This window comes from Paraburkholderia sabiae, assembly GCF_030412785.1.
Lineage (GTDB): Bacteria > Pseudomonadota > Gammaproteobacteria > Burkholderiales > Burkholderiaceae > Paraburkholderia > Paraburkholderia sabiae.
The window spans coordinates 531,626-556,048 of sequence record NZ_CP125296.1; the positions used below are offsets into that span (position 1 = coordinate 531,626).

Here is a 24,423-nt window from a genome sequence, read left to right on the forward strand (position 1 = left end):
ACTCCTTTGCGTATCAAACGGTGTGCATCAGACGCACATCACGCGAGCCGGTGCACGACCGCAGCGCCCACTTCCGCCGTGTTGGCCTTGCCGCCCAGATCGCCCGTATGCGGGCCTTCCTTGAGCACCGCTTCGATCGCGGCGAGGATCGCGTCGTGCGCTTCGCGCTCCTTGCCCTGACCGTTGCCGAGAAAATCGAGCATCATCGCCGCCGACCAGATCATCGCGATCGGATTGGCGATGCCCTTGCCCGCGATGTCGGGCGCCGAGCCGTGTACGGGTTCGAACAGCGACGGGAACGTGCGGTCCGGATTCATGTTCGCCGACGGCGCAATGCCGATCGTGCCCGTGCAGGCCGGACCGAGATCCGAGAGGATGTCGCCGAACAGGTTGGTCGCGACGACCACATCGAAGCGATCCGGATTCAACACGAAGCGTGCACAAAGAATGTCGATGTGCTGCTTGTCCCACTTCACGTCGGGATAACGCGCGGCCATTTCGGCGGCGCGCGCGTCCCACCACGGCATGCTGATCGAAATGCCGTTGCTCTTCGTCGCGACCGTGATCTTTTTCGCGCGGCTCTGCGCGAGATCGAACGCGAACTTCAGTACGCGCTCGGAGCCTTTGCGCGTGAAGATCGACTGCTGCATCACGAACTCGCGCTCGGTGCCTTCGAACATCGTGCCGCCCACCGACGAATACTCGCCCTCTGTGTTTTCACGCACGATCATGAAATCGATATCGCCTGCCTTGCGGCCCGCGAGCGGCGACGGCACGCCTTCGAACAGGCGCGCCGGGCGCAGGTTGATGTACTGGTCGAATTCGCGGCGGAACTTGAGCAGCGAGCCCCACAGCGAGATGTGATCGGGCACGGTGTCGGGCCAGCCAACCGCGCCGAACAGGATGGCGTCAGCATCGGCGAGTTGCGCTTTCCAGTCGTCGGGCATCATCTGGCCGTGCTGCGCGTAGTAATCGCAGCTTGCCCACTCGATATGCTGATAATCGAGGCCGATGCCATAGCGCTTGCTGACGGCGTCGAGCGCGCGCAGCGCTTCGGGCATCACTTCCTTACCGATGCCGTCGCCGGGAATCACTGCGATGCGGTAGTTGCGGGTCATGTGCGTCTCCTCGTTGGGAAAGTGTCGGGAATGGTTCGGGTCAAAGCGGGTCAGGTGACTTACCGACTAGTCTATTCCTGATTAACCGTCATAAAATCGCGCTTTCGGTTAAGCCACTATGCACGAACTGTGAATAAATCGCCGAACCTCGACGACCTGCGCGTGTTCTGCACCGTCGCCCGCAAAGCCAGCTTCAGCGCGGCGGCGGAAGCGCTGTCGGTGTCGGCGGCGTATGTCAGCAAGCGCGTGAACATGCTCGAAACCGATCTCGGCACGCGGCTCTTTCATCGCTCCACACGCCGCGTCGCGATCACGGAAGCGGGCGAGCGCGTGTTCGCGTGGGCCGAAAAAATTCTCGACGACGTGGACCGCCTCGTCGAAGACGTATCCACCACACGACGCGTGCCGCGCGGCACGTTGCGTGTATCGAGCAGTTTCGGTTTCGGCCGGCATATCGTCGCGCCCGCGCTTGCGCGGCTCACCGAGCGCTACCCGCAACTGAGCGTGCGGCTCGATCTGTTCGACCGGATCGTCGACGTCGCGGGCGAAGGATTCGACCTCGATATCCGCATCGGCGACGAAATCGCGCCGCATCTGATCGCCAGAAAGCTCGCGTCGAATCATCGCGTGCTGTGCGCGGCGCCTGCGTATCTGAAGCGGCATGGCACGCCGCGTCAGCTCGCCGATCTCGGCGCGCATCAATGCCTCGCGATCAAGGAGCGCGATCATCCATCCGGCATCTGGCGTCTGACGGAGCGCGGCGAAACCGTGTCCGTGAAAGTGACGGGCCCGCTCTCCACCAATCACGGCGAAGTGGCCGTGCAATGGGCGCTGGCGGGGCGCGGCATCGTGTTGCGTTCGATGTGGGATGTGCGCGGGCTGCTCGACAGCGGCGCACTGGTGCAGGTGCTGCCGGGTGTTACGCAGCCCGCCAACGTGTGGGCTGTGTATCCGGCGCGGCTGGCTTCGTCGGCGAAAGTGCGCGTGTGCGTCGACTTTCTTGCCGACGAGTTCGGCCGGCTCGCCGAGCCGGGCGCATCTCAGTGATGGTTCTGTGAGAAGAGCGTTTCGAGCGGGTAGTGCGTCTTCACGAACGGCGTCTTGATGATCACGTAGCTGAAGTACTTTTCGATGCCGATATCGCGCTCCAGCAGCCCTTCGATAATGCTCTGGTAATGACTGACGCTGCGCGTGACGAACTTCAGCAGGTAGTCGTAGCCGCCACTCGCCAGATGGCATTCGACGATCTCGTCGACATCCTTGACTGCGTTGACGAACTTGATGAAGTCCTCGCGGCGATGATCGGCGAGCGTGACCTCGGTGAAAACGATCTGCACGTCGCCGAGCTTTTCCAGCTGGATCTGCGCGCCATACCCCACGATATAACCCGCCTTCTCCAGCCGCTTCACGCGGATCAGACAGGGACTGGGCGATAGCCCGACTGCGTCGGCCAGCTCGACGTTCGTGATACGCCCTCGCTTTTGCAGTTGCGAGAGGATGCGCAGATCGATTCGGTCCAGCTTGCAGTCGGTACTCATCGTGAGTCGGTCGGTCCCGCATGTCGAAGGGTCGGTCGATGGTATCACGCAGCCGCACGGCGTTTAAATTCGTTCGAACCCTTCAATGCAGCGCGCACGTCGGCTTGCGCGAGCACGTCGTCGAGCGTCTTTTCGAGGCGCTCGAACAGCATGTCGAACTCGCTTTCCGTGTAGCACAGCGCCGGGGCAAAGCCGAGAATGTTGTCGCCGAATGCGCGGAACACGAGGCCGTTTGCATAGGCGGCTGTGGCGATGCGGTCGGGCAGTTTGAGCGACGCATCGAAGCCCTGCTTGCTGGTCTTGTCGGACACGAGTTCGAGCGCGCCCAGCAGCCCGCGATGCCGCGAGTCGCCGACGAGCGGATGCGCGAGCAGCGCATCGAGCCCTTGCGCGAAGCGTGGCGCACGCGCCTGGCCATTCGCGAGCAAGCCGCCTTCGTGATACAGGCGCATCACTTCGAGGCCGATCGCGGCGCTCACCGGGTGCGCCGAATATGTGTGGCCGTGCCCGATCGCCGCCGTGACGTCGCCGCCGTCCGCGATGCCCTGATAGATGGCATCCGACATCAGCACTGCGCCCATCGGCGCATAGCCCGCCGTCAGGCCCTTGGCGACCGTCATCAGGTCCGGCTCGACGCCTTCCGCTTCGCACGCGAAGAGCGGCCCTGTGCGGCCGAAGCCTGTGATGACTTCGTCGGCGACGAACAGGATATCGAGCTTGCGGCACGCTTCGCGCATCGCCTTCAACCAGCCGGCAGGCGGCACGATCACGCCGCCCGAACCCTGAATCGGCTCGCAGAAGAACGCGGCGACGTTGTCCGCGCCGAGCGCTTCGACCTTGGCTTCGAGTGCGGCGACGGAGGCGGCGATCAGCGCGGCGTCATCGGCGAAATCGTTGCGGTAGGCGTAGGGCGACGGAATGTGATGCTGCGTCGGCAGCGGCACGTCGAAGTGGCGATGGAACGCGGGCAGCGCCGTCAGCCCCGCGCCGATCGACGACGAGCCGTGATAGCCGCGTTGCAGCGCGATGATGTGCTTCTTCGTCGAGCGCCCCGTCGCGTTGTAGTAATGCGTGATGAAGCGCAGCGCGGAATCGACGGCATCCGATCCGCCCAGCGTGAAATACACATGCTGTAACGACGCAGGCGACAGTTCGACGAGCTTCTCGGCAAGCTCGATGGCCGGTTCCGAACCGAAGTGAAAATAGCCCGTCGCGTAAGGCAGGCGGGCCATTTGCCGCGTGGCGGCATCGACGATGCTCTGGTGGCCGTAACCGGTGTTCACGCACCAGAGGCCGGAGAAGGCGTCGAGCAGTTCATTGCCGTCGATATCGCGCAGGAACACGCCCTGCGCAGAGTCGAGCACGGTGACGCCGCGCGCTTCATGCGCGCGATAGCTGACGACGGGGTGGATCAGGTGCTTACGGTCGGCTTCGATGAGCGATGGATTCGGCATGGTGCGGTTCTCTTCTCGGAGTGGGCTGCGGACCGTTCCATACTACTGAGAGAGCCTCATCCGCCGATTCGCCAAATAATTCGCGGAAAAGCGCAAATGCCGTTTTTTGCGGGGTGTGCGCAGCATTTTGTGCTGCGCACGTTTTCAATAACCCCGCTTGCGGTCGATTTCGCCGAGCATCGGCAGGCCGTCGCGATGACGGCGGATATTGTCGAGCACCACGTCGACGGCCGTCTCGGGCCGCGTCGCGCTCGCGATATGCGGCGTGATCCGCACCCGCGGATGCGTCCAGAACGGGTGCGATTCTAAAAGCGGCTCGGGATCGGTCACGTCGAGAATCGCGTTCTGCAGCTGGCCGTTGTCGAGTGCGTCGAGCAGATCTTGCTGGTTCAGCTGCGGGCCGCGACCGACATTGATCAGCGACGCGCCTTTCGGCAGCTTGCCGAACAGACGCTTGTCGAGCAGACCGCGCGTTGCATCGGTGAGCGGCAGCAGGCAGACGAGGATATCGGCGCGGGCAAGAAAGGCATCGAGCGTTTCGACGCCCGCATGACATTCGACGCCTTCAATCGCGTGCGCCGAACGGCTCCAGCCTGCGCACGGAAAGCCGAACAGGCGCAACCGTTCGAGCACGGCCGTGCCCAGCATGCCGAGCCCCAACACGCCAATGCGCCGCGTCGCCGCTGCGCGCACGGGCATCTCGCGCCAGACGCGCTCGCGCTGCTGGATCGCGTAATCGAACAGATCGCGATGGATGGTCAGCACGGCTTGCGTCACATACTCGACCATCCCTTCGACGATACCCGGCTCGATCATCCTGACGACGGCGATATGCGGCGGCACGCGCGACAGATCGAATTGATCGATGCCCGCGCCCACGGAAAAGATCACTTCGAGATTCGGCAGCGTGCGCGCCGGATCGTCGGGCGGCTGCCACGCGGCGAGATAGCGGACGGATGCCGCATCGCCGATATCGGGCCACAGGCGAAAGGGAATGTCGGGCGCCTTCTGCGCAAAGTGTTGCGCCCATTGCTTGCCGCGTTCGGGATCGGCCTTGTAGAGAAGCGTCATGTTCTAACCGAGTGCCTGGTTGACGATGGCGAACTGCGCGACGGAAGGATCGCTGGCAGGTACGCCGTTGCGGGACATCTTCACGACGGTATCGACGCACTTGAGACCGAGGTCTTCGAGCCACAGTGTGAGGCCGCTGTCGCCGGGCGTATCGATTCGCGTGAATGCGCCTGCGTTCGCGGCAAGGCAATGCGCGATCAATGCCTGCGCGTGGCGGGTGGAATCATCGGCTGAGTTCAGCGCGACGACGGGGCCGATCGCGTGCCCACGTCCGAAGGGACGCAGCAGCGCGAAGCCCGACAGTTCTTCATTACGAATCAGCGCAACGCCGTCCGCAATGCCGAGCAATGCAGGCAGCAACGCACTGCGATCAAGGCCACCCGCGCGCGATGCAAGCTCGATCAGGCGCGGCGTATCGGCGGCTTGCAGCGTGCGCAGTTGCTCGTCCGATGCCAACGTGATCGGCGGCACGCGGAAGTCGGCGGCCTGGTGCTGATTGATCGTCCCGATCGCCTTGAAGCCGAGCTTTTCATAGAGCGGCTGACCGGCGGGCGTCGCGTGCAGCACGGTGATCCGTCCGCCGAGCGCTTCGAGCAGCCGCTCCATCAGTTCGCGTCCGATACCGCGCCCCTGCTGATCCGGCGACACGATCACCATGCCGAGCGATGCGCCGCTCGCGCCGTATTTCCAGCACAGCGCCGTCCCGACGACACCGTCTTCGCTCTCCGCCACGAAGCCGCTGCCGACGCTTGCAACAAAGCGCCAGTCGTCCGCGCGATGCGGCCAGCTGACCTGAAGCGACAGCGCGTGCGCGGCGGCGATGTCGTCGGCGGTGAAGGGGCGGAAGGTGACGGGGGCGAGCTGCGGAACAGGTTGGGGCGCGGACACGAGCGGCTCCTCTGGCTGGATACGCCCGTCACTTTGTCACGTGAGCGGCACGATGGCTAGGACGATCCTGTTGCGGCGCGCCTGCGGCCTTTGCAGGCCATTTTGCGCAGCGCCGCAAAGCCGGCAGACCAGGTCTTTCCCGCACGAAACAGGCGCTCGCAATGCGGTCTATCATGGTATCAACAACATTCTTCAGCGCAGGAGCACACCATGCCCTCCGATAAGTCCGCTGAGCCGAAAGGCAAACCTCTCGACCCCGCGCAAACCAGGTCCGGCAAGCCGCCGGCCAAACCCGCGCGCGACGACCTTCCCGACGCCGCCGCGGCCGAGCCCGTCCCGCACGAGCATCTTCCGAGCCGAAGCGACGACAACTGATCCATTCGCCGTCACTTCGCAGCTCGCTCCGGTTCGAACCGGAAGGGAGCGAATCATGCACAACATACTCGTTGGTTATGACGGGTCGCCGTCCGCGCGCCACGCGGTGACGTTCGCCGTCGACCTCGCGAAGCGTTTCGATGCGCGTCTGCACGTGCTCGTCGTGGCGCGCGCGCCCGACTGGGGCGCGATCGAACTCGAAAGAAAGGAAATGGTCGACTACGAAATGCGCCACGCAACCGAAGTGCTCGACGACATCAAGGCCAAGCTCGCCGCATCGAACGAACACCCTGAGTTCGATCTCGTGATCGGCCAGCCCGCGAAGGAGATCGTGCTGTATGCCGAGCAGCACGAGATCGATCATCTCGTCGTGGGGCATCGCGGCCATACGCCGTTCGACCGCTGGCTGATCGGCTCGGTGGCGCGTCAGGTGCTGGCGTATGCGCCGTGCGCGGTGACCATCGTGCGCGATCCGTCGACGGTGAAGAAGCGCCACGCGAAGAACGGGCAGCACGCGGCGGATGAAATGCCGCTCGTTTGAAGCGGGCGTCCGTCTATGCGGTATCGCGTTCGCGGCCGAGAGGTTCGAGCCGCATGCTGAAACGCGGCTCGTCGATCCATGCCGCGAGCCAGTCGTGAAACTGGCCCCAGTCGTCGGCTAGGTCGAGTTCGCGCGCGGTGTGGTGAGCTTTTTCGAGGGCTTCGTCGCCGACCCATGCATAGACCACGCGCGCGCCGTTCCACCACGCGATCATGCCGTCCGTCAGTTCGGCGATCGTGGTCGCCGGCATCGCGCGCAGCATCTGCGACAAACGCGAATCGAATGTTTCGAACTTCATGCGCGGCCTCTCAGTGCACGGTGCCGAAGAACGCGATCGCGCCTTCGACGGGTGTCAGCCCGGCCTTGAAGTAGCCTTCGAGCCGGTCGGCGATCGCGTCGTCGAGCGTGAAAGGCGGCCGGACGAGGCCCACCTTGAACGCGTGGTCGTACCAGTCGCTGAGCCATGTGCGCAGATCGATCACGTACTGCGGCAAGGCGTTCGAAGCGTCGTCAATCATGTGCGTCTCCCATCTGATGCTGTGCTTCCGCCGCGAGCCGGATGACGTCCGTCTTGCGGCGCGGTCAGGCCGCGATGCGGCACACGCCCATCTCCGGACGGCGGCGGTCCGGCGGAAACACGTGCCATGTCCCGTCGGCATGGCGAAAGAAGAACAGCGAGAACGACCCGGTCGGACGTTCGAACTGGATGCAGACCCGACGGGTGCCACCCATTCGCGAGCGCTCCAGCAGGCGAACGCGTGCCGTGTCGCCGCGCGTCGAACCCACCAGTTTCTCGACCTGAAAGCGAAGTGATGTGTTGCCCGCCGCCATGCGTGTCCCCTCGATGCCCGATGACCCGATGCTAGGGGCAACACAAAATGGCACCAATCGGCGGCGGCGGAATGTGCATTCAGGAAGCGCTGATTTCAGGCGTCAGGATTTCCCTGGCCGAAAGCGCGTTTATCAACGACATACAAGGGTTTTCACGCATCGGCAGCGGGTTTGGGCGTGCAGATCGCGTTCAGGATTTCCTGACACATGAATCAGGATGTCGCACGCGGATTTTCCAGCCTGTGCTGACTGCGACACAAAATCGGCTCGCGGATCATGAGCTATCGAAAACGCACTGCCGAGCCGACGCGTCATGAATGCCTATCCGTCCGAGCGTGACAACATCGTCGAGCGCGTCAACTCGCTCTGTCTGCGGCTGTTCGATGCATGGTGCGACACGCGCAGCGTCACCGCGCTCGCGTATCTGATGCATTGCTGGCCGATGATCGACAGCACGCCCGGCGCGCTGCGGCGTCTGGGCGAAACGATGCGCGACCTGCAGCGCTATCACGGCGATCAGCTCGACGACGAGGCTTTTCGGGCGCTGTGCGAAATGGCCGCGCTGATCGACGAACTGGTCGGGCGGCCGGCGCGCTCGGTGCGGCTGATGGTGCCAGGGGAAGTGCTAGGTGAGGTGCCCGGCGAGGTGCCGGAAACGATGGGGTAAAGATCGGACGTTTGAAACCCAGTATGGGCGCGGTAGACCGGTATTTGGCATCGAGTGCAGAATAGGACAACCAGAACGGCGGCACTCCCGGGGTGATATGGCTCTCGACAGGTTCGACGCATGGTGGAGCGGGCTCCGTTACGTGCGGCGCAGCGTGGTGCTGCGGCTGCTCGGGACGGTGCTCGCCTTCAGCTGCGCGATCACGCTGATCCTGACCGCGGTGCAGCTCTTCCGCGACTACGAACGCGGCTTCGAGCAGATCCAGAACCGTCTCGTCGATATCGACCGCAGCTATCGCGACAGTCTCGGCGAAGCGCTGTGGCGGCTCGATCAGCCGCAACTCAAACTCGAACTCGAAGGCATGCTGCGGCTGCGCGATATCCGCGCCGCGGAAGTGCGCGAGGTGCCACCCGTCAGTTCATCGATGGTGGTGAGCGTGGGCGAACGCGAGCACATGTCCGGCATGCGAGTCGCGCGCGAGTTCCCCATCATGTACCACGTGCAGGACAGGGTCGAGCAGATCGGGACGCTGTATGTCGAAGCGACGCTCGCCAATCTCTTTCACGACCTCACGCGCACGGCGCTCGTGATTCTCGTGAGCCAGGGCGCGAATACCTTTCTCGTCGCGCTGTTCACGTTTTACATTCTGTCGCGGCTCGTCACGCGGCATCTCGCGGCGATTGCGCGTAGCGTCAGCGATTACGACTTCCACGAGCCGCCTTCAGCATTCGTGCTGCAGCGCAAGCCGCCGCGCGAACCCGATGAACTCGATCGCGTGGTGTCGGCAATCAACGCAATGGGAATGCGCTTGCATCGCGCGTATCTCGACGAACGCGAAGCTGCCGTCGAGCGCGAAGCGCGGCACATGGCAGAAGCGGCCAATCGCGCGAAGGGCGAATTCCTCGCGAACCTGAGCCACGAATTGCGCACGCCGCTGAACGGCATTCTCGGCTATGCGCAGATTCTCGGACGCGACGACACGCTGAGTCTGCGTCAGCGCGACGGCGTCGCCGTGATCCAGCAAAGCGGCGAGCATCTGCTGACGCTGATCGACGAGACGCTCGATTTCGCGAAGGTCGAAGCGGGCAAACTGCGCATCGAGATCTGCGACGTGCCGCTGGAGGGACTCGTCGATACGATCCGCGAGATCATCGGCGTGAAGGCCGAGCAGCGGCATCTTGCGTTCGAATGCAGCGTCGCCGCCGATGCGCCCTGCGGCGTGCGTGCCGACGAACACCGCTTGCGCCAGGTGCTGCTGAATCTGCTGTCGAACGCGGTGAAGTTCACCGATGGCGGCGGCGTACGTCTGCTCATCGCGCGCGGCGAAAGCGGTGCGGTCCGTTTCGAGGTGCACGACACGGGCATCGGCATTCCCGCCGAGTATCACGAGCAGATCTTCATGCCGTTCGAACAGGCGGGCGGCGCGGAACGGCGCGCGGGCGGCACAGGGCTCGGGCTCGCGATCAGCCGCCAGTTCGTGCGCGCAATGGGCGGCGAGGTGAAAGTAGAAAGCGAAGTCGGGCGCGGCAGCGTGTTCTGGTTCGAACTGCCGCCCGCGCTCGTCGAACCGTGCGTGTCGCACGTCACAAGCGCGGCTGCGATCATCACGGGCTACGAAGGCCCGCGCCGCAAGGTGCTCGTGATCGACGACGTGCAGATCAACCGCGCGGTCATCATCGAACTGTTGACGCGGATCGGCTTCACCACAACGGAAGCGGCGGGCGGCGTGGACGGCATCGCGATCGCGCAGGCGGAAAGCCCCGATCTGATTCTCACGGACATCGTGATGCCCGGCATCGACGGTCTCGACGTGACGCGCCGTTTGCGCGCGATGCCGCCGTTCGCGCGCACGCCCATCATCGCCATTTCCGCGTCGCCGTTCGGCGTGGACGGCGCGAAGAGTCTGGAAGCGGGCGCGAATGCGTTCATCACCAAGCCCGTCGATTTCGACGTGCTGCTGGCGCGCATCGGCGAATTGCTCGATATCGAATGGATTCGTGCGGCCGTGCAGCGGGATGCCGCGCTGGACACGCCCGCGGCCTGTCCGGCCAGCATGCCCGCCGACGCAATGAGCGAACTGCACCGCCTCGCGCGCGACGGCAATATGAGCGGCATCGTGCAATGGGCGGAGCGGATTGCGGCCAGCGATCCGCCGCATGCCGCGTTCGCCGCGCGGCTGCATCAGCTGGCGCGCGCGTATCAGTCGAAGGCGATACTGCAACTGGTCGAGCGGTATCTCGAAGGGAACACGGCGTCATGAGCCATCTCGCCGCTTCCGCCGCGCAAACGGGGACGATCCTGATCGTCGACGATACGCCCGCCAATCTCGGCGTCGTGGTCGACAGTCTGGAGGCGCGCGGCATCCGCGTGCTGGTCGCGCTCGACGGCCTCGAGGCGCTCGAACGTGCCGCGTTTGCGCAGCCCGATCTGATTCTGCTCGACGTGAAAATGCCGGGCATCGACGGCTTCGAGACCTGTCGGCGCCTCAAACGTGACGAGCGCACGCGCGAGATCGCCGTGATCTTCATGACCTCGCTGACGGGCAACGAAGATCGTGTCGAAGGATTCGCGGCGGGCGGCGTCGATTACGTGACGAAGCCGCTGCGTGTCGACGAGATGCTCGCGCGCGTCGGTGTGCATCTCGAACTGCGCGCGATGCACACGCAACTCGTCGCGCAGAACCGGCAACTGCTCGCGGAAGTGGCCGTGCGCAAGGAAACGGAAGCGGCGCTCAAGCAGGCGCGCGACGATCTCGAACGGCGCGTCGCGCTGCGCACGGAAGAACTGGCGCGCGCGAATGCGAATCTGCAGGCGCAAATCGACGAACGCCGTCGTGCCGACGCGCGCTTGCAGGCGAGCGAAGCGCGTTTTCGCGCAATCGTCGAAACGAGTCCGGTGCCGTTGTGCATCACGTCGATGCCGGACGGGCGCATCCTCTACACGAACGAGCCGCTGCGCGCGCTGTTCGGCATGAATGCGGGCGTGGCTGCGAACATCGCTGATTTCTACGCAGACCCGCTGGAGCGCGAACGGCTGATCGATCATCTGCGAACGGAGGGCAGTCTGCGCGACACGGAAGTGCGATTCCAGCGTCCCGACGGCACGCGCTTCTGGGCGATGGCGACGGCGCGCGTTGCGACTTACGACGATTCCCCCGCGATCTACGTCGGCATGAACGACATCACGGGACGCAAGCAGATGGAACAGGAACTGGTCGAGTCGCGCGAACAGCAGCGCGAGCTGTCCGCGTACATGGAAGCGATCCGCGAAGAGGAGAGAAAGCGCATCGCGATGGAGATTCACGACGAACTCGGCCAGTTGCTGACGGCGCTCAAGATGGACGTGTCGCTCCTGAAGATGCGCCTCGCACACGACGCGGAAGCGACCAAGAAGGCCGACGACATGCGCGAACTCGTCGAAGGCACGATCTGGATGGTACGCAACGTGGCGAGCCATTTGCGGCCGGCGGCGCTCAACTTCGGCATCGTTTCGGCGCTGGAATGGCTCGTCGACGAATTCAACCGGCGCAACGCGATTCCCTGCGAACTGCGCATCGAGGGCGGCGAGCCCGTGCTGTCGGATGCGCACGCGACGGCCGTGTTCCGTATCGTGCAGGCGTCGTTGACGAATGTGGCGCGGCATGCGAAGGCGAAGCGTGTCGATGTGTCGCTCGTGTCGACGGCGGACAGGCTCGAACTGCGCGTGCGCGACGATGGCCGGGGCTTCGACCGCGAGGCGGCGCGCCGCGAGTATTCGTACGGCCTGCTCGGCATGTATGAACGCGCGCGGCTGATCGGCGCGACGCTTTCGATCGACAGCGCGCCGGGTGCAGGCACCACGGTTTCGATTCACATTCCGCTCGATGGCAGCCCTAAAACATGATCAGAATACTCATTGCCGACGACCACGCGATCGTCCGCGGCGGACTCAAGCAGATCATCGCGACGACGAGCGACATGATCGTTGCGGCGGAAGCGGCGCAAGGCTCGGAAGTCGTCGACAAACTGCGTAGCTGCGCCGTCGATCTTCTTCTGCTCGACATGACGATGCCGGGCATTAGCGGCGTCGATCTGATTCGCCGCGTGCGCGCCGAACAGCCCGCGTTGCCCGTGCTGGTGCTGAGCATCCACGACGAGGCGCAGGTCGCATCGCGTGCGCTGCGCGCGGGCGCGACGGGTTATCTGACGAAAGACAGCGATCCCGACGTGCTGCTCGCGGCGATCCGAAAGCTCGCGGACGGCGGGCGTTTCATCGATCCGAAGCTGGTCGATGCGATGGTCTTCGAGACGCATCGCGGCGACATGCCGCCGCATGAAGTGCTGTCCGACCGCGAATTTCAGGTGTTGCAGATGCTCGCGGCAGGCAGGAGCATCAACGAAATCGCCGACATCTGCGCGCTCAGTGCGAAGACGATCAGCACACACAAGATGCGGCTGATGCAGAAGCTCGGCCTTTCCAACAATGCCGAAGTGATCCGCTACGCGATCCGTCATGGACTGATCGTCGAGTAGATACGACGCGCGGTACATGCGTAGCGCGCCCTGAATGCGCGGAGAAAGTATTGCGTCTGCAATATGTCAGCGGGTTTATCCGAATGTCGATGCCGGCGTGGTCCGTGACACGATCTGCTCAAGCTCGGCAATGAACGGGCTACCCGCACGTTTCTGTATTTGTCACGCGTATTTATGCATCGCAGGCGTTTCATACTCGCCGCGGCGAGTGCCGCGGGCGCAGCGCTCGCTGCGCGAGCCGCACCCGGCGAACACTTCGATATCGTCTATCCGCAGATCAGGCCGGGCAGGGATGTGCACGCGGCCTTCGCGCTCGCGACGCTCGATCTCGCGATGAAGGCGGCCAACGCGTCGTACACGACGCATCAACTCGAACTCGTGATGGAGCGCGGCCGCGCGCTCGCCGAACTCGCCAACGGCACGACCATCAATCTGCACTGGACGAGCATGGAAGCGCAGGCCGAACGCGGCCTGAACGTCGTGCATATTCCGATTCATCGCGGGCTGATTGGCTACCGCGTGTTCATCATCCGCGAGGACCGGCAGCCCGATTTCGACAGGATCGAAACGCTCGACGATCTGCGCTCGATGACGGCCGTGCAGGGACTCGGCTGGATCGACACCGAGATCATGCGCAACGCGGGCCTTCCGGTGCAGACGCCTTCGACGTACGAAACGATCTTCAAGATGGTGGAGGCCAAACGCGTCGACTATTTTCCGCGGGGCGTGATCGAGGCGTATCCGGAGATCGAATCGCGCAAGGATACGGAGCCGAGCCTTGTCGTCGAAAACCGTTTGCTGCTCGCGTATCGCTCGGACTTTCTGTTCTATGTGTCGCCGAATCACGAACGCCTCGCAGCGACGATCGCGCGAGGCTTCGCGGCGGCGTGGCGCGACGGCTCGTATCTGAAGCTGTTCAACACGCATCCGTATATCCAGAATGGGCTGAAGCGCACGAATCCGGGCGGCCGGAAAATCATCCGTCTGGACAATCCGTTCATGTCCGACGAGGATCGCGCGATTCCCGATATGTACTGGCTGCATCTGTAATTGCTACGTGTGATCGGATCGAATGCGTGAATTGCGCGGGAAAGCTTGCTCTGATCGCGGCTTACGCAGCCTCAAGCCGGGCGTTCCGCATGCCGACATACTGTGTATGGATATGGATCATGTACAGACGCTGTTTCAGTCGGCGCACGAAACCGCAAAAACCATCGTGAAGGCGCGCGGGTGGCGCGACAGGACGAATCCTTCGCTATACGACCGCATTTTCTATGCGCTGCTGGCCAATCATCTGGATGAAGCCGAAGCGGAGCACGACGAGTGGGATCAGGACGACTGACGTCACCGTGTAATCCACTATGTTTTAATGCATCACAACATGATATAAAATGAAGGTGTGCCTTCGGGCGGCTGCAGCATGATCGGGACTGCGCCAAGTCCAACACCTCCGTGAACGAAAGCGCGTAGTCCCTGGGGACGCAACCGCTACGAAGGCCCTGAATTCACTACAGGGGAGCTGTCTTGCTCGTCACCTTCCAGTCACCGGCCACGCCGGACGTCATCATGCTCCGCGACCTCGCGCAATATATGCTGGGGTTGATCGGCAAGCGGCTCGACAATCAGGGCGTCATCGCGCACGACGATTTGCCCGAAGCTATCCGTCGTCTGGAAGCAGCCATCGTCGACGACAAACAGACGGCCGCTGCGCACGAAGCATCGACGGCGTCGAATACCGGACATCATCAGCATGCGGGCTTTTCACAGCGCGCATGGCCTTTCCTCGACATGCTCCGCGAAGCACGCAGGCAAAACGCGGATATTCTTTGGGGACTCTAGGTTCGCGCGTGATTTTGTGCGCGAAATCCGGCCGTTCACGGAACGGTGTCGGGCGAAACTTCGAAGAGAATGCCGCAACCTACACGGTCTAGCAGTTGAGCATGGCGCTCGCCTGTCCACCAGCGCGCGAAAGGCCCGAGATGATGATGCCCGATGACGATCAGATCAGCGCGCAATCTGTCGGCCATCGTCGCAATGCGATCTACGGGATCGCCCACGCAGAAATGTCCCGTCGCGGTGATGCCGCACGCGGATAGCCGCTCGATACCATCGTTCAATACTTCGCGTGCCGCCTGTTCGTCGATGTCGAATGCCATCGACGAGAGCACGTCGTAGCCGCTCGACCACCACGACGAATCGACCACGGAAAGCAGATGCGTTTCCGCATCGAGTTGCTGCGCAAGCGATGCGCCGCAACGCAACGCGCGACGGCCTTCTGACGTGCCGTCATAGCAGAGCAGAATGCGTTTGAAGGGAATCACGCCGGCACTCCGTTATTCGCGAGTGCTGCAAATCACGTAATGAGCGGCACGGCTTCGATCAGCGCGATGCCGAGCAATGCGCCGACTGCAGCGCCGACCAGCTTTGGATGCCATCGTTCGAGATGCACCGCCGTCAACAGACTGCCGACGAGAATCACGCCGAGCAGCGTGAATGCACCGACGAGAAAAGCGATTTCGAAATCGCTATTGATGATCATGATGTCGTCTCCCTGGTAGGACATCTGTTGCGTCCGTCGATTCGATTATATATCACAACATGACGTAAATGCGCGATACGGATCATCGTGCATCAACGTGTTGACGCAGAAAAATGCGTCGGTTGAGGAAGCGTTTTCGCTAACCCGACCGGTCGGTCGCTGTTGCATCTGTCCCAACATGTAGCAAATGCCTGCGACAACCCAGGGTAACTACTGACGTAAGACTGCGTAAAAATTGTCAAATGATGTGTTTAGAATGGCGGTTCTAAATGGTGCTTCGCACAACAACGCGTTGCTAGCGAACACCCATGCTATTCGCATCACACAGTGCGGCCCCGCTGTGCGTATGCAATAAGCTAATTAGTAAGACTAACGGAGTCGCGTCAATGAACACTCGGAATTCCGCAGGTGTCATTTCGGCGTGGGAGCCCGGCATCTCCGCTCTCTACGCGTGGGCCAATCCCGTCGTTCGGGAAGCGCAATCGGTTGCGGTACTCAATCTGCATACGATTAACCAGCTGAACGGCGAAGTGCTGAAAACCGTGAGCATGCTCAGCAATGCTCGCAATCCCGCTGACTGGCCCGCGATTCAATGGAACGCGGCCAACGGCATCGCTACGTTCTTTGCCGGATATGGCAACGAACTGAGTCGCATCGTTTCGCGGCTGAATGGAGCGCTTCAGGAAGTCGGACAAACACAAGCGAAAACGAACGACATCCATGTGCGCTCCGTCGTGGACGCATTTCAGAGCCGCACGCAAGCGGCTGCATCCGCGGTGACTTCGGCGGTTGCAACGGCGCTGTCCGCTGCGCCGTCATCCGAAGCACTCGCACGACAGCAAACCGAAGACGCGATCGCGCGCGCCGCAAGCGCCACCGATACGCGTCCCCACAAAGCGGTTGTCGATTAATCACCTTAAGCACAGGCATACGCCGGATCATCTACCGACACGCGACGTCGCAGTGAATCGCGAAACGCGCATGCCGCAGTGAGCGGCGAACACAAAGGATCAGTCGGGGAGACCAGTCAACGGCTGCATCTGCGAACCAGCCAATTGACTATCGGGAAGCTTCGCATTGAACGACTGATAGGTGTAAAGGATGACTAATCGAATTGCTGTGGTAACGGGTGGCATGGGCGGTCTAGGCGAGGCCATCAGTATCCGGTTGCACGATGCCGGCTACCGCGTGATCGTGACGTGCTCGCCCGGCAACACGTGCAGCGACGACTGGCTTGCTTCGATGGAAGCAGCGGGCCGCACGTTCCGTGCGTATCACGTCGACGTCGCCGACTACGACTCATGTCACGAATGCGTGGCGAAGATCACGGCCGAAATCGGCCCCATCGACATCCTTGTGAACAATGCGGGCATCACGCGCGACATGACGCTGCGCAAGCTCGACAAGGTGAACTGGGACGCCGTGATGCGCACGAATCTCGATTCCATCTTCAACATGACGAAGCCCGTCTGCGAAATGATGGTGGAACGCGGCTGGGGACGTGTGATCAATATTTCTTCGGTGAATGGCTCGAAGGGATCGATCGGACAGACCAACTATGCAGCGGCGAAAGCAGGCATGCACGGCTTCACGAAGTCGCTCGCGCTCGAAGTGGCGCGCAAAGGCGTGACCGTCAACACGATTTCGCCCGGTTATCTCGCCACGAAAATGGTCACGGCGATTCCGCAAGACATCCTCGACACGAAGATCCTGCCGCAGATTCCCGCCGGTCGTCTTGGCAAGCCGGAAGAAGTGGCCGCACTCGTCGCATTCCTCTGTTCCGACGATGCGGGCTTCATCACGGGCGCGAACCTGGCCGTAAACGGCGGCCAGCACATGAACTGATCTTGAACTGATCGTGTATCGACAATAACAAGGGCTCGCACATGTCCGTCCGGGAGACGGCGCCAGGGCCCGACAAGGAAGAAGTGGTGGAGACAAAACAACAGCTTTATCAATGCCGGTGCACGAATCAGGTGGTCGTCGTGAACCGGACTTTCGGGCCGCGTACGCCTGCGGATCGCGATGCTGGCCGATACCGCGAACTGGTTTTCGAGCAGTGCATGCATGCGGGCAATTGTCCGAAGGCGGGCCAGTGTCCGCTCTGAAAACCACACGCATCGCGGCAAGCGTAGTTGCTACAGGGGATGGCAATGAACGAAACATGGATTGGTGTGGCGCTTGGGGGATCCGTGCTGTTGATTGCGTTGCTGTCGGTGGTGCAGCACTACCGTCGCGAGCGGCTGCGCGCGGAGTTGCTGAAGAATCTCGATCACCATAGCTGGTGTCATTTTTCGCGCGCGCGACGTTGAACGTTCGATATCGCGGCTGTTTTATGCTGCCGCGATGCTGATCGTTCGCGCGACATCGACGACGGCAAGACGTATCGCGTCGATCAATGCGCGCGCAGCGGGAGACGGCGTGCCGGCTGCGCGCAGCGTCAGGCCGATATCGCGCCGCGTGTTGTGCAACTTCACGTCGAGCACGACCAGTTCGCCCGACTGACATTCATAGTGCAACTGCTGCGCGGACAATGCCGCGAGCATGTCCGTGCCGAGCAGCAAGCCGCGGATCACCGCGAAGTCGGCGGTTTCGACCGATGGCATCGGCGGCTTCAGTTTGACCCGTTTGAATTGCGCCTCGAACAGACCGCGCGCGGGCGCGTGGCTGCGCGGCACGATCCATTGCACGTCCTGCAGGTCGGTCATCGTCAGGCCGCGTTCGTTCGCGAGCGGATGCGTGCGACGTGCGAGCACGACCATATCTTCCGACATCAACCGCTCGTTCATCAGGCCGCTCGACGCATCGTTCTCGCGCAACGCGCCGAGAATGAAATCGATGTCGCCTGCACGCAAACCGGCAACCAGTGTTTCGTACGCGCTTTCATCGGTGATGATGCGCACGCCCGGATGCTTCGCGCTCATGCTCGCGATCGCTTTCGGCAGGATCAATGTGCGCCCGAGCGGCAGCGCGCCGACCGTCACTGCGCCCTGAATATAGCCGTGCAATGCAGCGATATCGTCGGGCACGTGACGCAGTTCGTTCAACGCGCGCCGCACGTGAAGCAGAAACGTTTCGCCTTCCGTTGTTAGCAGAATGCCGCGCGGACTGCGGTGAAAGAGCTGCAATCCCGAGCCGCTTTCGAGCACGCGGATCGCGGTGCTCACGGCTGGCTGGCTGATGCCGAACGCTTTCGCTGCGCTGGGCATATGCCGATGTCGCGCGAGCGCTGTGAACAATTGCAGACGACGCGTATTGAGTAGATACGCAGGCAATGAACCTTCCGCAGCAGGACGCCGGCGCGCCTGACGCGCGGCGCACCATTGCGCGAGTTCTTCGAGTTCGGCAAAGAGCCGCTCACAGCGATGCAGCACGGCGCGTCCGACGGGCGTCGGCAGCATGCCTGAAGGCTTGCGATCGAAGAGCGGTTCGCCGAGCGCCGCCTCGAGTTCCTGCACGGATCGCGTGACAGCCGATTGCGCGCGAAACAGCGCGGACGCCGCGCGCGTCGCGCTGCCCGTATCCGCGACGAGTTTGAAGGCGCGCAGCTGCGCGATGTTGAGAAGGTCTTTGCTGCTCACGGAAGTGCCCGTAGGGAAGTGCGGATTGCAGGAATCGACAGGGTCGCCGTCATGCCGCGCCTGCGATCAGATGCAGCGCGGGCAACGACAGATTGAGACTTTCCTTCGATATGTGCGTGTGTTCCTTCATCAGCGCTTCGACGCGGGCGCCTTCGCCATTGACGAGTGCGCCGACGATCGCATGATGCTGGCGATGCGCGTACATGAGCATCGCGAACTGACGCTCACGCGCGGATTCGTCGAAGGCGATAGTAGACGGTGCGACGAACGGGATCTTGTCGTTGAGGCTCAACGCGGCGCTGACCGCTGCGTTCTGCGCGGCTTCGACGATGAGTGCATGGAAGCGGCCATTCATTTCCGCGTAACGCACGTCGTCGCCTTCCTTCAATGCGCCTGCGTTGAAGATGTCGTCGCCTTCGCGCAGGCATGCATTCAACTCAGCAGCCAGCGCAGCCGATACGCCGCTTTCCGCAACCATGCGTGCCGCGAGACCTTCGAGCACGCCGCGTACGTCGATCGCATTCAATACGTCGCGCACGCTGAAGCGTCGCACGACATAACCACGCGCGCCCGATCGTTCGAGGAGCGCTTCGCCTGCCAGCACGCTCAATGCGTAGCGCAGCGGCGTGCGGGATACGCCGAGCCATTGCGCTAACTGTGCTTCGACGAGGCGCTGGCCGGGCGCGAGTTCACCCGACAGGATCTTCTCGCGGAGCGTCTGCACGATCGCTTGCTGTGTTGTCTCGTTCATATGTTTCTACTCTTTGGCTGCTCAGTATAGCGGCGCTTGCGTCGGCATCACAACGCTTCTATAGAGGGTTGCGACTTGCCTCGCTTGCCATCTGTTCTGTTTATCGGAACATGCGCTTGCGCGATCGTGAAGAGGCGCTTCGAACAGTGTTCCGGGATACCAAAGTGCTTGATCTGTCTGGGAACACAGACACGCGCGACGGGTTCACGTTCCCTCTAAAGCCCTGTCTTACCGAATCTGTCCGGCATTACATGTGGTTAACCCGCACTACCTGAAAAGCATCTCGCGTCTATATCGTTGTATCCCAAGATAGCAGCAAGTCAAAGGATCAGGAACACAGGCGGTCGATCCGTTTGACGCGCGGGCGCTGCGCATCGAGAAGTGACGGAAGACATCGAAATGTTCTACGACGACCACGCGAATAGCTGCTTCTTCGATTGCCGGACCGGGCGAATGCAGCGCATCACGCTCGAGCAAATAGAAGAATCCAAACAGCAGTAAAACCAGGAAGATGGAGGTCAGAAGAATGAAGAGGAGTACCAGCAAGGCAAAGGCAGTCGTGATCGGGGCCGCGCTCGTCGGCAGCGTTCCGGCATTCGCGCAAAGCAGCGTGACGCTGTACGGTATCGTCGATAACGGGCTGGCTTATCAAAGCAGCTCGACGTCGCTCGGTTCGACGAGCGGCGGGCACTCGGTCGTCAAGATGACGCCGGGCGTGTGGGCAGGCAGCCGTTTCGGCTTGAAGGGCGGAGAAGATCTCGGCGGCGGTACGAAGGCCATTTTCCAGCTCGAATCGGGCTTGAACTCGGGAACGGGCGCGGCACAGTACACCAATGCATTGTTCGGCCGCCTTGCGTATGTCGGCGTGACGAATGCCTCTTACGGTACGTTCACGGCGGGTCGTCAATACGCTTCGTATTACCAGATGCTGTCGCCGTATAGCCCGACGACGTGGATCACGGGCTTCTATGGCGCACACCCTGGCGATATCGACGGCCTCGACACGATTTACCGCGCGAACAATACACTCGAATACACGTCGCCGAAGATGTACGGCTTGACGGTGAGCGGCTCGTATTCGCTCGGCGGTGTGGCGGGCAGCGTGAATCAGGGCTCGACGTGGGCGACAGGGGTCCAGTACGCGATGGGTCCGATCGGTCTCGCAGTCGGTTTCTCGCGCATCAACAATTCGACGTCGGGCGGCGGTACGTGGGGCTCGGATTCGACCACGACGAACGGCGGCTCGCAGATCGGCGTATCTGCGCTGACGAACGGTTATCAGACCGCGCAGGCGCAACAGCGCTTTGCAGTGGGCGGCGGCTATACGTTCAATAGCGCGTGGGACATCACTGCAACGTACTCGAACGTCCAGTACATTCCCGGCATCAATTCGAAGTTCAGGGATACGGCGATCTTCAATACGGGCGGTGTCGTTCTGCACTGGAAGCCGGCTATCGTGTGGGACTTCGCGGCGGGCTACAGCTACACGCGTGCGACGCGCGCGAACGGCATTACGGATAGCGCGTCGTATCAGCAGTTCAACCTCTCGCAGTATTACTCGCTGTCGAAGCGCACTGGCCTCTATGCGCTCGAAGCGTATCAGCGCGCGAACGGCAAGACGCTCGGCACGAACGGTTCGAGTCAGATCATCGACGCGACCGCGAGCATCGGCGATGGCTTCAACTCGACGCCGGCTTCGTCGGCAAGTCAGTTCGCGTTCGGTCTGGGCATCATCCACCGCTTCTGACGTAACGCGTAACACGTAGCCTGTACGGACAAGCGAGAATTTCGCTGTGTGGTAGCGTAGCGGATCCGTCCGCTACGTCTATCGCACATCATGTCCACATCTTCCAGCAAAGTCCCGCGCGTTCTGTTGACCAACGACGACGGCATCGACGCACCCGGCCTCGCCGTACTCGAAGCCGTGGCCGCCGAACTCGCCGAAGAAGTGTGGGTCGTCGCACCGGAACACGATCAAAGCGGCACGTCCCATTCGATCAGCCTCCATTCGCCGTTGCGCGTGAGCCGCCAGGGCGAGCGACGTTTCGGCGTCGTGGGTACGCCGGGCGATTGCGTCGTGATGGCCGTGCGTCATCTGATGGTCGATGCACCGCCGACGCTCGTGCTGTCCGGCATCAATCGCGGCGGCAACCTCGGTGTCGAGACGATGTTCTCCGGCACCGTCGGCGCAGCCATGACGGGGCTGCTGCTCGGCTTGCCGTCGATCGCGCTCAGTCAGACATTCCGCGACCGCGAGAACGTGCGGTGGGACACGGCGCGTGCGCTCGCGCCCGGCGTGATTCGTCAGCTGCTCGCGATCGAGCATGCAGCGCCCGTGTGCCTGAACGTGAATTTCCCCGATATCGATGCAGCGGCTGCAGGTCCGCTGACGCCGACGAAGCAGGGCGTCGGTCTGGTGCAGGGCATCGACGTGTTGCCGCATGTCGATCCGCGCGGGCTCGAATATCACTGGCTGCGATTCCAGCGCGGCCAGCGCGAAAATGCGCCCGACAGCGAGACGGCCGTGGTGGCATCGGGGCGCGTGTCGGTGACGCCGCTTTACTTCGATCGCACGGACGAGGGTACTTTCGCGAAGCTCGCGGCGTCGTTGAGCAACGTGTAACGATCAACGTAGATCCTTTTGACCATCGATCTACGCGGTGCGATCAGCTGGTAGCCGCTAGAATTGCGGCTTTAGCCCGGAATACGCCGATGTCTTTTGCCTCGCTTGGCCTGATCGATCCCTTGCTGCGGAATCTGCAGGACCGCAATTACCAGACACCTACGCCGGTGCAGGCCAAGGCGATTCCTGTTGTGCTGAATGGCAAGGACGTCATGGCCGCGGCGCAGACGGGCACTGGAAAAACGGCGGGTTTTGCGTTGCCGCTGTTGCAACGGCTGGTGCAAAACGGCCCGGCGGTGTCGAGCAACCGTGCGCGCGTTCTGGTCCTGGTGCCCACGCGTGAACTGGCCGAACAGGTGCTGCAAAGCTTTATCGAGTACGGCAAAGGCCTCGACTTGCGATTTTTGGCCGCTTACGGTGGTGTGAGTATCAACCCGCAGATGATGAAGTTGCGCAAAGGCGTGGATGTGCTCGTTGCCACGCCCGGCCGTTTGCTGGATCTCAACCGACAGAACGCAGTCCAGTTCGATCAGGTGCAAACGCTGGTGCTCGATGAAGCCGATCGCATGCTGGATCTCGGCTTTGCGCGCGAACTCAACGCTGTGTTTGCAGCCTTACCCGCCCGGCGGCAGACCCTGCTGTTCTCCGCCACGTTCACCGACGATATCCGCGCCATGGCGGCGGGCATTCTGCGCGACCCGGTCAATATCAGCGTCAGCCCGCCCAACGCCACGGCCAGCAAGATCAGGCAGTGGGTGGTGCCGGTGGATAAAAGGAACAAGCCTGAGCTTTTCATGCACCTTGTTGCCGAGAACAACTGGGAGCACGCGCTGGTGTTCGTCAAAACCCGCAATGGAGTGGATTACCTGGCGGCGATGCTGGATGAGGCGGGCTATGCGGTCGACACCATCCACGGCGACAAACCGCAACCCGCGCGTCTGCGTGCACTGGAGCGCTTCAAGACGCGCGAAGTGCAAATGCTGGTAGCCACCGATGTGGCTGCGCGCGGGCTGGATATCGACGACCTGCCGCTGGTGATCAACGTGGATCTGCCGATCGTGGCGCAAGACTATGTGCACCGTATCGGCCGTACCGGACGTGCGGGTGCCAGCGGCGTGGCGGTGTCCCTCGTGTGCGCCGATGAAGCGCCGCAACTGGCTGCGATTGAAGCGTTGATTAGGCAGACGCTGCCCCGTGAAGAAGAGCCGGGTTTTGAAGCCGAACACCGCGTGCCGGAAACCAGCGCGACGGGCCAGATCATCAAGAAACCGAAAAAGCCGAAGAAGCCCAAGGTGCCGCAAGTTGCGCTGGGGGCCACGCAGACGCCCAGCAAAAAGCCACGTCCGCAAGGTGTCGAAAACAAGCGCAAGCCTGCGGCACAACGCGCTGTGGGCGCGGGTAAAGTTGCAAGCAGTACAAGCGGTACAGACTTCACTAGCGGCAGCCCGTTCAGCACGCAAAAGCCACGGAGCAAACCGGCCACCAAGCCAGCTGCGGGTTCACACAAACCGGCTGGCAAACCTGCTGGTGGTCGCGGCAAACGGCAACCCTGATCCGGAGTACGTGCCGGATCTGTTCTTCGGCGATCGTGATCGCGAGCAACCGACGAACGGCCCGAAATCGGAAGACGGCCTATTCCGGCCGCTCTACGACGAGTACCGCAGCACTGCGCTCATCAGCCGTCTTCAGGAGGCCGAGCAGTTGCTCACAATCGCTCGGAAACAGGCAGGCAAGCGTGAATTCGCTGAGAGATACGCTTTGACCTCGCGGCAGCAAATCGAGAATGCCCGGGAATTTCTCGCGAACGATAAATCCAAGGCAGGAGAACGCGGACAACGTGACGGCAGAAAACGCCACCTTCTCGAGAACCCGAAAATTCACTTTCATGGCTGCACCTCTCGTATGCCGCAAATTCGTCTGTATGGGTGATAGAGC

At 62.2% G+C, this 24,423-nt stretch carries 31 protein-coding genes; 19 read left to right on the plus strand and 12 right to left on the minus strand.

Annotated elements, in window-relative coordinates; all coding sequences use genetic code 11:
* Window positions 1-38 precede the first annotated feature (38 nt).
* A complete protein-coding gene (locus tag QEN71_RS32005; RefSeq protein WP_201647156.1) occupies window positions 39-1,118 on the minus strand; it encodes a tartrate dehydrogenase in 1,080 nt (359 codons plus the stop codon).
* A gap of 129 nt (window positions 1,119-1,247) precedes the next feature.
* On the opposite strand from QEN71_RS32005, the gene QEN71_RS32010 reads away from it, so the two are divergent.
* Window positions 1,248-2,165, plus strand: coding sequence for a LysR substrate-binding domain-containing protein (locus QEN71_RS32010; RefSeq protein WP_201647157.1), 918 nt, complete (start codon window positions 1,248-1,250; stop codon window positions 2,163-2,165).
* Here QEN71_RS32010 and QEN71_RS32015 read toward each other — a convergent pair.
* The 4 genes from QEN71_RS32015 to QEN71_RS32030 all read right to left on the minus strand — a co-directional run bounded on the left by QEN71_RS32015 (window position 2,159) and on the right by QEN71_RS32030 (window position 6,069).
* Window positions 2,159-2,656 carry an Lrp/AsnC family transcriptional regulator gene (locus QEN71_RS32015; RefSeq protein WP_201647158.1) on the minus strand — a complete coding sequence of 166 codons (498 nt, stop codon included), beginning with the start codon at window positions 2,654-2,656 and terminating at the stop codon, window positions 2,159-2,161. The two genes, QEN71_RS32010 and QEN71_RS32015, sit on opposite strands and share 7 nt — an antisense overlap.
* A 44-nt stretch (window positions 2,657-2,700) precedes the next feature.
* Window positions 2,701-4,110: an aspartate aminotransferase family protein gene (locus QEN71_RS32020; protein WP_201647159.1), complete on the minus strand. Its 1,410-nt coding sequence runs from the start codon at window positions 4,108-4,110 to the stop codon at window positions 2,701-2,703.
* A gap of 144 nt (window positions 4,111-4,254) precedes the next feature.
* Window positions 4,255-5,181 carry a 2-hydroxyacid dehydrogenase gene (locus QEN71_RS32025; protein WP_201647160.1) on the minus strand — a complete coding sequence of 309 codons (927 nt, stop codon included), beginning with the start codon at window positions 5,179-5,181 and terminating at the stop codon, window positions 4,255-4,257.
* 3 nt (window positions 5,182-5,184) lie between these two features.
* On the minus strand, window positions 5,185-6,069 hold the full coding sequence (locus QEN71_RS32030; protein ID WP_233471624.1) for a GNAT family N-acetyltransferase: 885 nt from the start codon (window positions 6,067-6,069) through the stop codon (window positions 5,185-5,187).
* A gap of 210 nt (window positions 6,070-6,279) precedes the next feature.
* On the opposite strand from QEN71_RS32030, the gene QEN71_RS32035 reads away from it, so the two are divergent.
* Both QEN71_RS32035 and QEN71_RS32040 read left to right on the plus strand, forming a co-directional pair.
* Complete coding sequence (locus QEN71_RS32035) at window positions 6,280-6,444, plus strand: hypothetical protein (RefSeq protein WP_201647161.1); 165 nt, start codon at window positions 6,280-6,282, stop codon at window positions 6,442-6,444.
* A 55-nt stretch (window positions 6,445-6,499) separates the two neighbouring features.
* Window positions 6,500-6,985 carry a universal stress protein gene (locus QEN71_RS32040; RefSeq protein WP_201647162.1) on the plus strand — a complete coding sequence of 162 codons (486 nt, stop codon included), beginning with the start codon at window positions 6,500-6,502 and terminating at the stop codon, window positions 6,983-6,985.
* A 13-nt stretch (window positions 6,986-6,998) separates the two neighbouring features.
* Here the strand turns inward: QEN71_RS32040 and QEN71_RS32045 are convergent, their stop codons facing one another.
* The 3 genes from QEN71_RS32045 to QEN71_RS32055 all read right to left on the minus strand — a co-directional run bounded on the left by QEN71_RS32045 (window position 6,999) and on the right by QEN71_RS32055 (window position 7,816).
* Window positions 6,999-7,283, minus strand: coding sequence for a hypothetical protein (locus QEN71_RS32045; protein ID WP_201647163.1), 285 nt, complete (start codon window positions 7,281-7,283; stop codon window positions 6,999-7,001).
* A 10-nt stretch (window positions 7,284-7,293) separates the two neighbouring features.
* Window positions 7,294-7,503 carry a hypothetical protein gene (locus QEN71_RS32050; protein WP_201647164.1) on the minus strand — a complete coding sequence of 70 codons (210 nt, stop codon included), beginning with the start codon at window positions 7,501-7,503 and terminating at the stop codon, window positions 7,294-7,296.
* A gap of 64 nt (window positions 7,504-7,567) precedes the next feature.
* Window positions 7,568-7,816, minus strand: coding sequence for a hypothetical protein (locus QEN71_RS32055; protein ID WP_201647165.1), 249 nt, complete (start codon window positions 7,814-7,816; stop codon window positions 7,568-7,570).
* Window positions 7,817-7,863: 47 nt separating this feature from the next.
* Here QEN71_RS32055 and QEN71_RS32060 point away from each other — a divergent pair, with 47 nt between their 5' ends.
* The 8 genes from QEN71_RS32060 (at window position 7,864) to QEN71_RS32095 (ending at window position 14,833) form a co-directional block, all read left to right on the plus strand.
* On the plus strand, window positions 7,864-8,133 hold the full coding sequence (locus QEN71_RS32060) for a hypothetical protein (RefSeq protein WP_201647166.1): 270 nt from the start codon (window positions 7,864-7,866) through the stop codon (window positions 8,131-8,133).
* Entirely contained in the window at window positions 8,130-8,483 is a 354-nt protein-coding gene (locus tag QEN71_RS32065; protein WP_201647167.1) for a hypothetical protein, read from the plus strand. The genes QEN71_RS32060 and QEN71_RS32065 overlap by 4 nt, the downstream gene beginning before the upstream one ends.
* A gap of 97 nt (window positions 8,484-8,580) precedes the next feature.
* A complete protein-coding gene (locus QEN71_RS32070; protein WP_201647168.1) occupies window positions 8,581-10,743 on the plus strand; it encodes a hybrid sensor histidine kinase/response regulator in 2,163 nt (720 codons plus the stop codon).
* A complete protein-coding gene (locus QEN71_RS32075) occupies window positions 10,740-12,365 on the plus strand; it encodes a response regulator (RefSeq protein WP_201647169.1) in 1,626 nt (541 codons plus the stop codon). The genes QEN71_RS32070 and QEN71_RS32075 overlap by 4 nt, the downstream gene beginning before the upstream one ends.
* A complete protein-coding gene (locus tag QEN71_RS32080; protein ID WP_201647170.1) occupies window positions 12,362-12,994 on the plus strand; it encodes a response regulator in 633 nt (210 codons plus the stop codon). The genes QEN71_RS32075 and QEN71_RS32080 overlap by 4 nt, the downstream gene beginning before the upstream one ends.
* A 174-nt stretch (window positions 12,995-13,168) precedes the next feature.
* The gene (locus QEN71_RS32085; protein WP_201647171.1) at window positions 13,169-14,044 is read left to right on the plus strand and encodes a type 2 periplasmic-binding domain-containing protein; all 876 of its coding nucleotides are present in this window, start codon (window positions 13,169-13,171) and stop codon (window positions 14,042-14,044) included.
* Between the two features lie 112 nt (window positions 14,045-14,156).
* Window positions 14,157-14,336, plus strand: a complete 180-nt coding sequence (locus QEN71_RS32090) for a hypothetical protein (RefSeq protein ID WP_201647172.1) — start codon at window positions 14,157-14,159, stop codon at window positions 14,334-14,336.
* 182 nt (window positions 14,337-14,518) lie between these two features.
* Window positions 14,519-14,833: a DUF1840 domain-containing protein gene (locus QEN71_RS32095; protein ID WP_201647173.1), complete on the plus strand. Its 315-nt coding sequence runs from the start codon at window positions 14,519-14,521 to the stop codon at window positions 14,831-14,833.
* A gap of 35 nt (window positions 14,834-14,868) precedes the next feature.
* Here QEN71_RS32095 and QEN71_RS32100 read toward each other — a convergent pair whose 3' ends face one another.
* Together QEN71_RS32100 and QEN71_RS32105 are read right to left on the minus strand one after the other, a co-directional pair.
* Window positions 14,869-15,315 carry a universal stress protein gene (locus tag QEN71_RS32100; protein ID WP_201647174.1) on the minus strand — a complete coding sequence of 149 codons (447 nt, stop codon included), beginning with the start codon at window positions 15,313-15,315 and terminating at the stop codon, window positions 14,869-14,871.
* Between the two features lie 32 nt (window positions 15,316-15,347).
* Window positions 15,348-15,533, minus strand: coding sequence for a hypothetical protein (locus QEN71_RS32105; protein ID WP_201648055.1), 186 nt, complete (start codon window positions 15,531-15,533; stop codon window positions 15,348-15,350).
* Window positions 15,534-15,919: 386 nt separating this feature from the next.
* On the opposite strand from QEN71_RS32105, the gene QEN71_RS32110 reads away from it, so the two are divergent.
* The 4 genes from QEN71_RS32110 to QEN71_RS32125 all read left to right on the plus strand — a co-directional run bounded on the left by QEN71_RS32110 (window position 15,920) and on the right by QEN71_RS32125 (window position 17,845).
* Entirely contained in the window at window positions 15,920-16,444 is a 525-nt protein-coding gene (locus QEN71_RS32110) for a phasin family protein (RefSeq protein ID WP_201647175.1), read from the plus strand.
* A gap of 190 nt (window positions 16,445-16,634) precedes the next feature.
* Window positions 16,635-17,378 (plus strand): acetoacetyl-CoA reductase, encoded by a 744-nt coding sequence (phbB, locus tag QEN71_RS32115; RefSeq protein WP_201647176.1) that lies wholly within the window; start codon window positions 16,635-16,637, stop codon window positions 17,376-17,378.
* Between the two features lie 86 nt (window positions 17,379-17,464).
* A complete protein-coding gene (locus tag QEN71_RS32120; RefSeq protein WP_290468271.1) occupies window positions 17,465-17,641 on the plus strand; it encodes a hypothetical protein in 177 nt (58 codons plus the stop codon).
* 45 nt (window positions 17,642-17,686) lie between these two features.
* Window positions 17,687-17,845 carry a hypothetical protein gene (locus QEN71_RS32125; protein ID WP_201647178.1) on the plus strand — a complete coding sequence of 53 codons (159 nt, stop codon included), beginning with the start codon at window positions 17,687-17,689 and terminating at the stop codon, window positions 17,843-17,845.
* A 21-nt stretch (window positions 17,846-17,866) separates the two neighbouring features.
* Here QEN71_RS32125 and QEN71_RS32130 read toward each other — a convergent pair whose 3' ends face one another.
* Both QEN71_RS32130 and QEN71_RS32135 read right to left on the minus strand, forming a co-directional pair.
* The gene (locus QEN71_RS32130; RefSeq protein WP_201647179.1) at window positions 17,867-19,114 is read right to left on the minus strand and encodes a LysR family transcriptional regulator; all 1,248 of its coding nucleotides are present in this window, start codon (window positions 19,112-19,114) and stop codon (window positions 17,867-17,869) included.
* Window positions 19,115-19,163: 49 nt separating this feature from the next.
* Window positions 19,164-19,865 (minus strand): GntR family transcriptional regulator, encoded by a 702-nt coding sequence (locus tag QEN71_RS32135; RefSeq protein ID WP_201647180.1) that lies wholly within the window; start codon window positions 19,863-19,865, stop codon window positions 19,164-19,166.
* A gap of 526 nt (window positions 19,866-20,391) precedes the next feature.
* Here QEN71_RS32135 and QEN71_RS32140 point away from each other — a divergent pair.
* The 4 genes from QEN71_RS32140 (at window position 20,392) to QEN71_RS32155 (ending at window position 24,417) form a co-directional block, all read left to right on the plus strand.
* Window positions 20,392-21,612, plus strand: a complete 1,221-nt coding sequence (locus tag QEN71_RS32140; protein WP_201647181.1) for a porin — start codon at window positions 20,392-20,394, stop codon at window positions 21,610-21,612.
* Window positions 21,613-21,702: 90 nt separating this feature from the next.
* On the plus strand, window positions 21,703-22,488 hold the full coding sequence (gene surE, locus QEN71_RS32145; RefSeq protein ID WP_201647182.1) for a 5'/3'-nucleotidase SurE: 786 nt from the start codon (window positions 21,703-21,705) through the stop codon (window positions 22,486-22,488).
* 89 nt (window positions 22,489-22,577) lie between these two features.
* Window positions 22,578-24,041: a DEAD/DEAH box helicase gene (locus QEN71_RS32150; RefSeq protein ID WP_201647183.1), complete on the plus strand. Its 1,464-nt coding sequence runs from the start codon at window positions 22,578-22,580 to the stop codon at window positions 24,039-24,041.
* On the plus strand, window positions 24,016-24,417 hold the full coding sequence (locus QEN71_RS32155; RefSeq protein ID WP_201647184.1) for a hypothetical protein: 402 nt from the start codon (window positions 24,016-24,018) through the stop codon (window positions 24,415-24,417). Before QEN71_RS32150 ends, QEN71_RS32155 begins: the two co-directional genes overlap by 26 nt.
* Window positions 24,418-24,423 lie beyond the last annotated feature (6 nt).